At 66.3% G+C, this 13,009-nt stretch carries 13 protein-coding genes and 1 pseudogene; 7 read left to right on the top strand and 7 right to left on the bottom strand.

Features of this window, described 5'->3' with window-relative positions:
* The 4 genes from rluB to HV711_RS17225 all read right to left on the bottom strand — a co-directional run.
* Positions 1-1,652: 23S rRNA pseudouridine(2605) synthase RluB (gene rluB, locus HV711_RS17240; protein ID WP_175145170.1), on the bottom strand; the 1,652-nt coding region annotated here is incomplete at its 3' end.
* 63 nt (positions 1,653-1,715) lie between these two features.
* Positions 1,716-2,855, bottom strand: a complete 1,140-nt coding sequence (scpB, locus tag HV711_RS17235; protein ID WP_175145168.1) for an SMC-Scp complex subunit ScpB — start codon at positions 2,853-2,855, stop codon at positions 1,716-1,718.
* Between the two features lie 351 nt (positions 2,856-3,206).
* Entirely contained in the window at positions 3,207-4,418 is a 1,212-nt protein-coding gene (locus tag HV711_RS17230; protein WP_035484878.1) for a pyridoxal phosphate-dependent aminotransferase, read from the bottom strand.
* Positions 4,419-4,585: 167 nt separating this feature from the next.
* Entirely contained in the window at positions 4,586-5,488 is a 903-nt protein-coding gene (locus tag HV711_RS17225; protein WP_028361078.1) for a LysR family transcriptional regulator, read from the bottom strand.
* Between the two features lie 407 nt (positions 5,489-5,895).
* Here HV711_RS17225 and HV711_RS17220 point away from each other — a divergent pair.
* Together HV711_RS17220 and HV711_RS17215 are read left to right on the top strand one after the other, a co-directional pair.
* Positions 5,896-6,291, top strand: a pseudogene (locus HV711_RS17220) (transposase); the annotation flags it as partial.
* 364 nt (positions 6,292-6,655) lie between these two features.
* A complete protein-coding gene (locus HV711_RS17215; RefSeq protein ID WP_013588047.1) occupies positions 6,656-6,910 on the top strand; it encodes a hypothetical protein in 255 nt (84 codons plus the stop codon).
* Between the two features lie 301 nt (positions 6,911-7,211).
* Here HV711_RS17215 and HV711_RS17210 read toward each other — a convergent pair whose 3' ends face one another.
* Entirely contained in the window at positions 7,212-7,535 is a 324-nt protein-coding gene (locus tag HV711_RS17210) for a hypothetical protein (protein ID WP_013588046.1), read from the bottom strand.
* Positions 7,536-7,801: 266 nt separating this feature from the next.
* Between HV711_RS17210 and HV711_RS17205 the strand changes: the two genes are divergently transcribed.
* From HV711_RS17205 to HV711_RS17195, 3 genes are all read left to right on the top strand, one after another.
* A complete protein-coding gene (locus tag HV711_RS17205) occupies positions 7,802-8,521 on the top strand; it encodes a YdcF family protein (protein ID WP_175145166.1) in 720 nt (239 codons plus the stop codon).
* A gap of 256 nt (positions 8,522-8,777) precedes the next feature.
* Positions 8,778-9,023 carry a hypothetical protein gene (locus tag HV711_RS17200; protein ID WP_013588044.1) on the top strand — a complete coding sequence of 82 codons (246 nt, stop codon included), beginning with the start codon at positions 8,778-8,780 and terminating at the stop codon, positions 9,021-9,023.
* A gap of 232 nt (positions 9,024-9,255) precedes the next feature.
* Positions 9,256-9,513: a hypothetical protein gene (locus HV711_RS17195; RefSeq protein ID WP_007182306.1), complete on the top strand. Its 258-nt coding sequence runs from the start codon at positions 9,256-9,258 to the stop codon at positions 9,511-9,513.
* A gap of 130 nt (positions 9,514-9,643) precedes the next feature.
* On the opposite strand, the gene HV711_RS17190 is transcribed toward HV711_RS17195, so the two are convergent.
* Positions 9,644-9,934, bottom strand: coding sequence for a putative quinol monooxygenase (locus HV711_RS17190; protein WP_035478706.1), 291 nt, complete (start codon positions 9,932-9,934; stop codon positions 9,644-9,646).
* A 552-nt stretch (positions 9,935-10,486) separates the two neighbouring features.
* Here HV711_RS17190 and HV711_RS17185 point away from each other — a divergent pair.
* On the top strand, positions 10,487-11,821 hold the full coding sequence (locus HV711_RS17185; protein WP_244142685.1) for an EAL domain-containing protein: 1,335 nt from the start codon (positions 10,487-10,489) through the stop codon (positions 11,819-11,821).
* On the opposite strand, the gene arfB is transcribed toward HV711_RS17185, so the two are convergent.
* Positions 11,818-12,222 carry an alternative ribosome rescue aminoacyl-tRNA hydrolase ArfB gene (gene arfB / locus HV711_RS17180; RefSeq protein ID WP_013588041.1) on the bottom strand — a complete coding sequence of 135 codons (405 nt, stop codon included), beginning with the start codon at positions 12,220-12,222 and terminating at the stop codon, positions 11,818-11,820. The genes HV711_RS17185 and arfB overlap by 4 nt on opposite strands.
* A 129-nt stretch (positions 12,223-12,351) precedes the next feature.
* On the opposite strand from arfB, the gene HV711_RS17175 reads away from it, so the two are divergent.
* The gene (locus HV711_RS17175; protein ID WP_035478703.1) at positions 12,352-12,993 is read left to right on the top strand and encodes a VC0807 family protein; all 642 of its coding nucleotides are present in this window, start codon (positions 12,352-12,354) and stop codon (positions 12,991-12,993) included.
* Positions 12,994-13,009: the final 16 nt, after the last annotated feature.

Below are 13,009 nucleotides of genomic sequence, written 5' to 3'. Positions count from 1 at the left end.
CGATTGCCGTCGACGTCGCGGCCACCGCGCGGTGCGCCCGTGCCGCCGAACCCGCCCGCGCTCCGGCCGACGCCACGATTGCCGTAGCCGCCGCCCAGGCCCGCACCGGCACCGCCGAAGCCACCGCCCGCCGCACCGCGCCGGCCTTGACCGCGCGGCTGCTGTTCAAAACGGTGATGCGACATCAGCACCGGTTCGCGGCTGATAAAGCCCATCGACGTTTGCATCGGATCGGGTTGCTTGCGCTCAGGCGCGGCATTGCGGCCGCCGCGCTCTTCGCTCGGCGCCTTCAGGCCCACGGACGCCATCAGCGCGCGCACCTGATTGTCTTCGAGCTCTTCCCAGCGGCCGCGCTTCAGGCCCTTCGGCAGCGAAATCGGGCCGTGACGCGTACGGATGAGACGGCTGACCATCAGGCCGGCGGCTTCGAACATGCGGCGCACTTCGCGGTTGCGCCCTTCGGCGAGCGCGACGTGATACCAATGATTGGTGCCTTCGCCGCCGCCGTCGCGGATGCGCAGGAAATTCGCCGGACCGTCGTCGAGCTCGACGCCGTTCAGCAGCTTCTGACGCATGCCTTCCGCCAGTTCGCCGACCACGCGCACCGCGTACTCACGCTCGACGCTATAGCGCGGATGCATGAAACGGTTCGCGAGATCGCCGGAAGTGGTCAGCATCAGCAGACCTTCGGTATTGAAGTCCAGACGGCCGACCGCGAGCCACTTGGCGGTTTTCATCGGCGGCAGTTTGTCGAACACCGAAGGGCGGCCTTCCGGATCGGCATGGCTGACGATCTCGCCCGTCGGCTTGTGATACAGCAGCACGCGCGGCGGCTTGTTGGCGAGCTTGCGCTTGACCGGCTTGCCGTTAATGCGCACCTGATCGGTCGGCATGATGCGCTGGCCGATGTGGGCCGGTTCGCCGTTCACCGAAACGCGCCCGGCGACGATCAGCTCCTCCATGTCGCGGCGCGAGCCCATGCCGGCCTCGGCCAGCACCTTGTGAAGCTTGGGCGCGTCGTCGTCGGCGGAAAGGACGCGCTTGGCCGGGGCCGGCTTGCCCCGGCGCAGCATCGGTGCGCGCACGCCGCCCGTCGTGCTGTTGTCGGCGTCGAAGGCGGGCGATGTGACGTACGAGAACAGGTCGTCCTGAGCGGCGTCGGCCGCGGCCGCCGGCGTTTCGCCGCCACGGCGATTCTGGCGCTGGCCGCCGGCGCGCGGCTGGCGCTCGCGCTGTCCTTCGCGCGGCGCGCCGTCACGTTGACTTTCGCGCTGCCCTTCACGTTGGCCTTCGCGCTTGGCACCGCCGGCATTGCGGCGCGACCCCTGACCCTTCGCGCCGGCTTCCTTGCGCGGCGGGCGCGCCTGCGCCGTCACCTCGCCGTCAGGCGGAGCTTCGCCCACGACCGCGGCGGTCTCGAGCGGCGCGCCTTCGGCGGCCTTCGTCTTCGCGCCGGCGCGGCGCCGGGCAATCAGACTGCGCGGCCCGCGACGCAGGCCGCGACGCGGACGGTCCTCGCCGTCTGCCTCCGTGGTCTGCGCCGGCCGCTCGCCCTGGCCTGCCGACGCTTCTTGGATGCGCGTTTCGTCAGCGCGCGCCGACGGCACGGCGCGCTCGGATTCGGACGAATCGGTGTCGTGGGTATGTGTCAAAACAACCTCAAAATGTCAGGTCGCGCGCGCCCCTTGCAGGCACGGCAAAAATGTTCGGTTACGTCAGGCGCTGCGCGACTCGGCTTCGTCGTCGGTCAGAATGCCTGCGTCCTGCGCGGCATCGCGACGATCTTCCTCGTCGTGCGCCGCCTGGTTCAGGTTCGATCCGGCCGCGTGCTCCGTGCCGCGGAGGACGCCCGAACCGTGCGCGGGTGTTGCAAGACCGGCCGGATCGGCCTCGGCGAGCGTATCGCGATCCGCCTCGGTTTCGGCTTCCGCTCCCGATTTGGCCTCGGATTGCCCGGCACCCGGCAGCGATGCAACGTTTGCCGCTTCGCTGCCCGCCTCGGGGGCGTTTTCCACGGGTTCGGCCTGCGCTGCTTCTTTTACTGCTTCCGATTGCGGCTCGACGGCCGCATGGGCGGCCGTTCCGGACTCGCCGACGCTCCCGGCTGCGGCGCCCGTTTGCGCGCCGCCAGCCTGCTCGTGCGCCGAATGGTCGGCGGCCTCAGCCTCTGCTGCAGCGATTTCCGTTCCCGCCTCTACGCCGGCTGCCGCTCCCGCCGCGGTCATGTCGGCCGCTTCGGGCGCGTTCTCATCGCTTGCTTCATGCGATGCCGGCGTCTCGCCACTCTCGGCGTCGGAGAACTCGATGGCATGCTGTCCGAGCAGGTCCGCATTCAATTGCGCCGATGGGTCCGCGAGCGGCGGCAATTCGTCGAGCGCGCGCAAACCGAGGTCGTCGAGAAACTGACGCGTGGTCGCATAAAGCGCCGGACGCCCCGGCACGTCGCGATGCCCGATCACCTCGATCCAGCCGCGGTCTTCGAGTTGCTTGACGACCTGCGTGTTCACCGTGACACCGCGAATCTCTTCGATATCGCCGCGCGTGACCGGTTGCCGGTATGCAATGATCGCCAGCGTTTCGAGCACCGCGCGCGAATATTTCGGCGGTTTCTCGGGATGCAGACGATCCAGATACGAACGCATCGCGGGCTTGCTTTGAAACCGCCAGCCCGACGCCAGCCCGACCAACTCCACACCGCGCCCCGACCAATCCTGTTTCAGGTCTTCGAGCAGAGTCCTAACGGTGTCTGCCGACACGCCGTCGGCAAAGAGCTTGCGCAAATCGCCGAGCTTTAACGGCTCCTGCGCGCAGATCAAGGCTGTCTCGAGGACGATCTTCGCCTCTTGGGTATTCATGCAGCTAGGTCAGACCCTGTGGTCAAAGAACCGGATCAAACAGACGATGTGGAACTGAAGACGCGCTCGCCCGATTCTGATCGGTCATATTGATGGGAGCACGCACCGGGGGGAGGCGAAACAGACTATCGAGCCAAACCCAGCCGGACGGAGCAGCGATATTCCGGACAGGAATCGCGTGACTGAGCGCCATATTACGCAAAAACATCCGGTGCGTAAAGCGAACCGCCGGACAACATGCCCGGCGCATGGGTGCGCAATGCTCAAGCCGGCGCGCGCCCCGAGGACGCCCGCGCACCTGTCGGACGCGCGCCCGCGCGCGAGGTTCCCGCGCGCCTTGGCCGGGTCCGACTAGCGTGTCCCATGCAACGCCAGAAAACGCTTCAGGCGCTCCACGCCGACGTCGAGCCGCGCGATGTCACATGCATAGCACCAACGCAAGAACCCCTCGCCCTCGGGGCCGAACGCGCTGCCGGGCGCGAGGCCGAGACCCACTTCGCGCACCATTGCCTTGCACAGTTCGAGGCTGCGGGAGGCGCCCGTCATCGAAAAGAACAGATACATCGCGCCTTGCGGCGCCTTCACGTCGACGCCCGGCACGGCGGACAACGCCCGCACCAGATGATCGCGGGACGCCTTCAGGTCGCGCACCAGCTCTTGCGTGAAGCGCTCGCCCTGCTGGACGGCGGCGACGCCCGCCTGCTGCACGAAGGCCGGCGCGCATGAAGTGTTGTACTCAACGAGCTTGCCGAGGTCGTCCATCAGGCCCTTCGGCGCGACGATCCAGCCGAGACGCCAGCCCGTCATCAGCCACGCCTTGGAAAACGAGTTCACGCAGATCACCCGCTCGTCGCGCGAGGCGAGATCGAGAAACGACGGCGCCGCGCCATGGCTGCCGGGCGCAGCGTCGGGGTAATAGAGGCGCTCGTAGACTTCGTCGGCGACGATCCAGATGCGGTGCCGCCGGCAATGCGCGAGCACGGCATGCTGCTGCTCGCGCGTCATGACCCAGCCGGTCGGATTATTCGGCGAATTGACGAACAGCATCTTCGTGTCCGGAGTGAGCGCGGCCAGCAAGCGCTCGACATCGAGCTGCCAACCGTGCTCGCCATAGTCGAGCGAGACGGTTTCCACATGCGCACCGAGAATCTTCGGAATTTCGACGAGATTCGGCCACAGCGGCGTGACGGCCACCACGCGGTCGCCCGCTCCCACGATCAGTTGCGCGGCGAGCATCAGCGCGTTGACGCCCGCGCTCGTCACCGCGATGTGGTCCGGCGAAATGTCGCCGTGCAGGCCGCTCACGTAATCGGCGAGCGCCTCACGCAACGGCGCGATGCCCAGGTTGTGCGTGTAGAAGGTCGCGCCGGCCTGCAGCGCGGCGCTCGCCGCGTCGCGGATGAAGGCCGGCGTCACGCGGTCGGATTCGCCGAACCAGAACGGCAGCACGTCGGCCACGCCGAAGCCGGCATTGGCCACTTCGCGAATCTGCGACGCACGCAGCGTGCGCACTGCGTCGCGCGCATGGGGGATAGAGGGCACGGAGAGTTCCGGTTCGCTCATCGAGGCTTCCAGGTGAGTAAAAGGCTGAAATCTAAAGCTAACGTCGGCGAGCGCGCTGCAAAACGGCACAGATCGCCAAGGCGTGCAGGCGGCAGTTTAGCCCAGCGTCCGACCATGCAACGTCGAGCCGCGCACGGGAAAGGTGCGCCGGGGGGCCATTGATCGGCTCAGAGCAGGTCTTCCGCCCGCGCCGGCAGTTCGCGGATCAGATCCCACACAGCCTGAGCCGCCGGCGACAGCGAGCGGTCGCGCCGCCGCACCAGTTCGACCGTGCGCTCGGCTCGCGGCACCAGCGCACGCGCGGCCAGCGCGGCGCCGGCGGGCAGCGGCAAGGCGAGCCACGGCAGCACGCTCACACCAATGCCGGCTTCGACGAGGCCGAACACCGTCGCAGAATGGCCGAGCTCCTGCACCACCGTGGCGTTCACGCCGTGTTCGTGCATGACGGCGTCGATGATCGGCCGGCTGCCCGACGCGTAATCGAGCATCACGAGCCGCTCGCCCTCGAGCTCCGCCCAGCCGACCTCCTTGTGGCGCGCGAGCGGATGGTCGTCGCGCGACACAAGGCAGAACGAATCCGTCATCAGCGATTCGCTCGACAGATCCTCCGCGGCGAACGGGCCGATGATCACACCGAAATCCACCTCGCCGGACCTCACCTTGCGCAGCACGTCGCTCTGCACGTCGTCGCGCAACCCGAGCGCCACGTGCGGAAAGCGTTCCCCGCATGCCGCGAGGACGCGCGGCATCAGCCGGCATGCGACCGTCGGGCTGGCCGCGACGACCACGCGTCCGCGACGCTGCTCGCCGATCTCGCGGATTTCGCGCAAGGCGTCGTCCAGATCGCCCAAAAGACGCGACACGCTCGAAACCAGATTGCCCCCGACGTCGGTGAGCTGCACCTCGCGCGTCGTCCGGTCGATCAGCTTGAGGCCGATTTCGCCTTCCAGTTCGCGGACGCAACGGCTCACCGCCGATTGCGTCAGCCCGACTTCCTCGCCCGCGCGACTGAAGCTGGAGAGGCGCGCGACCTCGATGAAAACCCTTAGCTGGCGCAACGTCACGTTCATTTATTCAGCTCATCAATAGCCCGTTTTGATGCGCATTGTACGCGCAGACGGCGCGCGCACCGTGTCCCCGCGCGCTCGCTGCAATGCAGCAATGAGGCGCAAACGCACGCCGCGCGGGCCTTGCTGCACAAGATTGGTGATTGTCCCGATTTGCGAGATAGCTTTTTTGGATTCTCATACGGCCCTAGCTAGCGCCCGCGCTGGCCCGCTGTTACGGGGCTCTCAGGCAGTTGGACTCAACTTGGCACACATCCTGCATTGACTTGGTCACAGGGTCGGCGCCATGACTTCTGACTGCAAAACAGACCGTGGCAAACCCGACCCCCTTGGCACTCGCCTATCGAGTGCATGGAGAGTGCGCGGCGCGGGGCAGCGCACCGGAGTTAGCTTCGCTGAGGTGAAACATGATGCTGTTCGACGATTTGAGAGACAACGAGTGGGCGCTGGTCGAGGCGTTGTTCTGTGCGGAGCCAGCACGGAGCGAGCGCCGCGGCCGGCCGCGCGTCGAAGCACGGGCGGTCGTCAACGCCGTGCTGTGGGTGCTGTCGACGGGCGAAGGCTGGTCCAAGCTGCCGGGCCGCTATCCGTCGCCGCCGACTTGCCGCCGCCGTTTCGACGAGTGGCAAGCCGATGGTACGCTCGCCGAAATTGTGAAGCGACTCGGCACGAGCGGCCGCGAAATTTCGCTGCGCGGCCGCATTGGTGCGACCGCCGCGAAACCGCCGGCACCGCCCAGCCGTGATCGTCTGCGCGGCGCATTCTGGACCAACCCGGAATCGTGGCGCGCACCGGTCAAGATGGCCTGAACAGAACGTATTGTCTCCGGGCGCCTGCGGGCGCCCGAAGTTCATCTGGACCGGCCCGGCGCCTGCCGGCGGTTTGCTTTCGACGGTCTCCTGCCGATCTCTGCGTGACGGCGTCGCCTCGCGCCGGCCGGTCGCCCCTTTCCCCCTGACGTTCGCCCACGCGCGCTGCAGCTGCGCACCGCTTGACGCCTCGCCGTTCCTTTCATGCGTACCGCGTGCCGCCCTCAGACGCCCTCGCGACTCGTGAGTTGCGGGTGAAACATCCATTTACTATTACTTACAGCGTGCTTTCTTGCCCCCGCATACCTTTATACGTATGCAAACAGGCCTGATGTCGAGGGGGCCTGGACGGGAGCTCAGCATGAAACCAATGTCACTGCTTCTGTGCGGCATTGTGCTTTCATCAATGGCCGCACCGGCGCTCACCCAACAGCGCCCGCAAGGCTGGAACTGGCGGCCCGATCGCGCGGCTTCCGTCGAGGCCTGGCAGCAAAGCGCCGAGCGCAGCCGCGACTTCACGCCGCCCGCGCCGCGCGGCGACTTGCGCGGCGATATTGCGAGCAACGTGCGCACGCGGCCGGAACCGCCGCATGGCGATCCGTCGCGGCGCCGTTAGACGTGATTGGACGCGGCTAGACGTGCTGACGCCGGAGGCGGCGCCCCGCGCAGCAGTCAGGAGCACCTGCAAGGTGACGTTGCAAAAGACAGGGCGAAATCTCCGGGAACCACGGCTGCCCGCATCGGTCAGACCTAACGCCATTAGCACAGCGTGGCAGCAGTAATTCCGGTACGCCCGTATCCTCGCGATACGGGCTTTTTTTTCAGCCGTGTCGCGAAGCGAGGCGGGCGAGCCTCGTGCAGAGGCGGACAGCTCCGTGCTGTCCGGGTAGGGGATTAGGAGGTGGAATACGCCGCGCCTAGGTACGCGCTTCGAGCGACGCAGCGGAATCCGTCTCCGCCGTGGCGAGAACATAGTCGCTCATGCGCTGCGCGGTCCACGACAGGAGGCTTTCGTCGTGCGAGAGCCGCACGAATTCCGCGCGCCCGCGGTCGGTCAGGACGGCAATGTCGACAGGGGCATGAAAGCCCGGCGCCGGCGCGACGGTGCGTTGCCGAACGGTGTCCATCAGGCCGAGCGCGCGAAGATATTGGAACACGCCCGGGCGCTTCGCCCATGGCACCTGACGATATTGCGCTCGCCGCAGCGCTTCGAGTACCGCTTCGTTGGAATACGTGGTCATCTCACTTCTTTCTTAAAGTGCAGCCATGACACATTTATGCCAACACGTCACCGCGCCACCAGCGACGCGCCTGGCACCCGCCCGTGGCTGGAAGCTGGCCGTAACCCATACGGCCGAATTCCGCCAGGTGCTGCCTGGTCTAATGTTTCGGGACCCCCGTCAGAACCCATGTTAGCGTTCTGCCTGCGAGCCGACGATGCAACCGCTGCGGCGCGATAGCAGGCCCGAAGATTTAATCCCGAAAGACATACGTTACCCCATCTAAATTGATTCTATTCACTTTATTGGCGCTTTTTTTTGCAGCAATCCTGATATGGAAGCGCGCCCGACGGCCTCTCCTCTTGTGCACCGTCGCCCTTTTCTGGCTGCTTTCGACCGGCTGGCTGACCGCCCCGCTGCTGAGCCTCGCCCAGCCGCAGGCAGAAACCAGCGCGCCGACGCGCTTCGCGCCGCGCACCGCGATCATCCTGCTGGGCGGCGGGACCGTGTACAACCGCGACAAGGTGCTCGTGCCGCCGCGCGAGGTGATGGCGCGCATTGCGGTCAGCGCCGAGAACTATGCGGCGTGCAAGCGCAGCGCGACGGTATGCAGCGTGATTGTCAGCGGGGGCAATCCGCAGCGGCATCCCGCGACCGAAGCCGACACCTATCTGCCCTACCTGCTGCGCGAACAGGTGCCGCGCTCCGACATCGTGCTGGAAAACCGCAGTCTCACCACCTACGAGAACGCGCGCAACGTCTCAGCCATTGTGGGCCAATCACGTTACGATTCGTTGATACTCGTCACCTCGGCGTATCACATGCCGCGCGCGCTGCTGGATTTCAGACATTTCGGTCTCGAGCCGCAGCCGTTGATCTCAGGCGCGAGGCGGGCGCACCTTGGCCTGGTGCCGCGCTATTCGAATCTGGCCAATGCGGAGCTCGCCTTGCACGAGCTCGTGGGCATTGCCCAATACCACGTGTACAGCGCCATTGGCCTGTTCTGAAACGGACGCGTATCCATTGCCACTTTGCTTAGCGATGCGAAGGAATCTGACAGGCAATGTGACAGCCGCGCTGACCTCGACGGCGTCTTCGCCATCCGCTTAAGCGCAGTGCATCAGAGCGGCGTAACAAGATGTAACCAATGGCGCGTGCCGTTACAAAACGCCCGCTGGAGCGCGTATTGCTGGCTAGAATGCAGTCGTCTTTCCTATTGGACAGACGAGTACTCGGGTCCACAACCACTCTGCGGAGGTAGCAATGAAGAAAGTGTCCCTCGCCATTCTCATCTCTCTCGGTGCCGTGACCGGCGCGGCGTATGCGCAGGAGGGCGGCGTCACCATGAGTACCGACCCGGCCAAAGCCGCCGACGTCGAGCAACGCGCGCAAGATTTGCAAAACCGCCAGCAAACGATGGAAACCGCACCTGCCGCGCCCATGAGGCATCACAAGGCGTCGCCGCATCACCACAAGAAGGGCGCCAAGGCCGACGCATCGAGCTCGTAAACACAAGCCCCGCACTCCCGGGCCGGCCGGCCGGGCGGGTCGCCAGACATTCGCGGCGCCGCGCACCTGCGCCCAAGGCCCGCCGCGTAGCCGAAGCCGGCAGCGCCGGTTGCGGCTTTTTTTGTTGCCCGATGCGCTGTCCAGCGCGCGATGCCCGGTATGCTAAAGTCGCGCACCGACCGGCGCCCCGCCGGAACCCCTAACCCGTGCGCACCCTGGTGCGGAGGACAGCATGAGCAACATCCAGCTAGATATCGAATGGACTGAAGCAGCATCCCGCAAAATCGAAAAACTGATGCCGCGCGGCGGTCAGGAAGCGTTTCTGGCGCTGCCGCCCGTCGAGTGCCTGCCGATGGAAGGCGACGTGCTGTTTCTCGGCCCGGACGGCAAACAGCAGCCGTTCATCGTGGCGGAGCGCCAGTACCACCACGATGGCGACGCCGACTGGACCATCATCCTGATTCTGGACGTGCCGCAAGCCACGCATTGAAACTGGCCGCGCGCCGGCGGCGGCCACCGGCTTGCCAGCGGCGTGCCGACCGTGCCATCGTGCCATCGTGCCATCGCGCCGCGCGCGAGGCGCGGCGAATTCCAAGGCGCGCTTGCCGGCGCCCCGCAACTTACAGAATTTTCGACACCACGCGAATTTCAGCGTGTTCGACCCAATCGGCCACCGCCTGCTTATAGGCCGTGATGTGCGCGGATTGCGCGTGAGCGGCCAGCGCCGCCTGACTTTCCCATCGCTCGAAGAACACAAAGCGCCGTGGCTCCTGCACGTCGCGGTGCAGGTCGTACTGAAGCGCGCCCTGCTCTTTGCGCGTCGGTCCGACAATCCCTTCCAGCGCCTCGCGCAACTGCTCCTCGTAGCCGGGTTTCGCTACTGAAATGGCGACCACCGCGATTTCCGACATTCTTTTCTCTCCGTTTTGCGAAAAGCAGCAGCATACCCACTGGCCGCCGATGCTGCAGGCAGCCGCGCACGCGCGGCCCGTCGCGCGGCCCTGGGACCGTAGAGACCCGCCGCGCTAACGTCTGAGCACCGCCGCCGCCTGGAGTTTGGCGGGCATTCACGGGCCGCCCTGCTACCCTCGCCTCATGCAAGCTTACAGATAGTCCGGCCGCGGCCCGCCGCGATCGGCGCGGATCGATGGAAGCGGGCATCGCAGCGAGTCCCGGCGAGTCCACGCGAGACGGCGCGCTCCCTCGTCCGCCCGCGGCAGCGCAGTCCCATGCGTGCACCGCCGCGCTTCGCCTCTGTGACAACCCGCACATTCATGCGAATTTCAAGCTGCTAGACTCATTTTGACCACTCCGCTGGAGTCCCGCATGGCTGGCACCGCTCTGTGCGTTCCAGGGTTCAATCCGGTTCGCCGTGCGGGCGTTCCGCTTGAGTATTCCGCTGCGCATCCGCTGTGCACCGAGTTCGCGTGCGCGCCCCGTCACCCGATTGCCGCGATGCCACCATGTCCGCTCTCATGCCCGCCTTTATGCCATCCGTCAGCGAACTGAGCCTGAGCGGCCTCCTTCCGCACCTCGTCCGGGACGAGTCCGGATGGACCGCGACGTGGCGCGCGCTCACCTTGCACAGCGTGTTTCAGCCGGTGCTCTCGGTCACGCATCAGTGCGTGGTCGGCTACGAAGCCCTGTTGCGCGCCTTCGATCCGGTCGGTTTGCCGGTCTCGCCGGAGGTGCTGTTTTCGGGCACCCGCTCGGCCGCCGACGCGCGCGAACTCGATCGCATCGCGCGTTGCCTGCACGTCGCGAATTTCATGGAGCAAGGCATCGCGACCGGCTGGCTCTTTCTGAACACGCGGCCGCAGGTGTTCGAAACCGGCTGGCCGCAACGGACTTTCATCGACGAGCTTTCCGCGCATTTCGGCCTGCCGCAGGAGCGCATCGTGATCGAGGTGCTCGAGCAGCCCGCCGACGACGAATCCGCCGTCGCCAGCATGCTCGCCGCATCGCAGCCGCGCGACTTCCTGATCGCGATCGACGACTTCGGCACCGGCTTCTCGAACTTCGATCGCGTCTGGCGCTTCCGTCCGGACATCGTCAAGCTCGACCGCTCGCTCGTCGCGCGCGCGGGCAAACGCGAAGGCGACGATTCGATGATCGGCCATCTGATCGCGATGCTGCACCAATCCGGCACGCTGGTGCTCGCGGAAGGCGTGGAAACAGACGAAGAGCTGATGATCCTGATGCAGGCCGACGTCGATTTCGTGCAGGGTTTCTGGCTCGGCCAGCCGAACGGTTCGATCGAGGCCGCCGTCGCGAGCGTGCCCGCCCAAATCGAGTCGATGTGGAGCAAGTTCGCCGACTACGAGCGCGCGCACGCGCGCCACAAGCAGCTCGGCTTCGAAGGCTTCGCCGAAGCAGTCGCGGCCGCCGCGGAGACATACAAGGTAACGGGCGACCTTCAGCAGGCGGCGCAACAAGTGTGGCATCTGCGCGAAGCGCGCCGCGTGTTCATCACCGACGAGCAGGGGCAGCAGACTCAAGCCTCCGTCACGGCCGCCTCGGTGCCGGCGCTCGCGCAGCGGCTCGCGCCACTCACGAGCGCCGCGCGCAGCAACTGGTCGCGGCGCGCCTACCTGAAGCATGCGCTGGCCGCGCGCGGACGCGTCGCGATGATGGGCCCGCACTATTCATTGGCGGACGGCGACGACTGCTACACCGCGGCGCTCGCCTTCGAGCGCGACGGCAACACGCATGTGCTGTGCGTCGACTTCGTGCCCGCAGGCGCGACACCCCCCGCAGGGCCTGCGGGCGCACCGCGCGCCGGCGGACGGCCTCGCTAATCGTCCACCCGGCCGCGGCCCGACTTGATCTCGCTGCGCCGCGACTTGCTTTCGAGACGCCGCATGTTCGAAGCGCGCGTCGGCCGTGTCGCAACGCGCGGCTTGCGCGTCACGCTGACGCTCTCCACCAGTTCGTCGAGCCGCGCGAGCGCGGCTGCGCGGTTCAGCTCCTGAGTCCGATGCTCCTGAGCCTTGATGACGACCACGCCCTCACGCGTGATGCGCCGGTCGGGCAGAGCAAGCAGACGCATCTTGAGCACGTCCGGCAACGACGAAGCCCGCACGTCGAAGCGCAACTGAATGGCGCTCGACACCTTGTTGACATTCTGACCGCCGGCGCCTTGCGCGCGCACCGCGGTCAGTTCGATTTCATTCGACGGAATGGAATAGCGCGATGTCATGATGCCGCCAGTGTACACAGCCAGGCGACGGCGCCGCCGCTCGCGTGCCGCGTGCAAACCGGCCTGCGGGTTGATCCTGCGCCGGGCAATGGCCGATACTGGGCTCTTTCTCTTTCGGCGGATTTTTCCATGAAGCTTCGCCCCGGTTTTGTGGTCGAAATGGCCGTCAACTTCCTGTTGCCCTGGCTCGCGTATCGGCTCGCGCTGCCGCATCTTGGCGAGACCCGCGCTCTGCTCGCCTCCGCGGCGCCGCCGGTGGCGTGGAGCCTGATCGAGCTGGTCCGCTTTCGCCGCGTCGACGCGCTCAGCGTGATGGTGGTTGTCGGCATTGTCCTCTCGATCGGGGCGATGGCGCTCGGCGGCAGCCCTCGCATGCTGCTGTTGCGCGAGTCGCTCGTGTCCGGTGCAATCGGCATTGCCTTCCTGCTGTCGCTGGGGCTGCACCGGCCGCTCATCTTCTACCTTGCCCGCGCAACGGTCGCTCGCGAGATGGAAGGCGGCGCCGAACGCTTTGAAACGCTGTGGCGCGAGCGCCCCGCAGTAGCAAGCGGCATGCGGCTGATGACCCTGGTCTGGGGCATCGGGCTAACGGGCGAAATGGCGCTGCGCGCGTGGCTGGCGCTCAACTGGCCGATCGAGCGGTTTCTCGGGGTATCGCCTTTTATCGGCTACGGCATCTACGGGGCGCTGGCTCTCTGGACCCTGCGCTATCGCAAAACCATGCGTAGCCGCGCAGAAAAGCAGGTGGAAACGGCGCCGAGCGCAAGCTGATGTACCGCGAGCGCGG

This window comes from Paraburkholderia phenoliruptrix (genome assembly GCF_902859825.1).
Taxonomy (GTDB): domain Bacteria; phylum Pseudomonadota; class Gammaproteobacteria; order Burkholderiales; family Burkholderiaceae; genus Paraburkholderia; species Paraburkholderia phenoliruptrix.
This window is presented reverse-complemented; position numbering and strand designations above follow the sequence as displayed.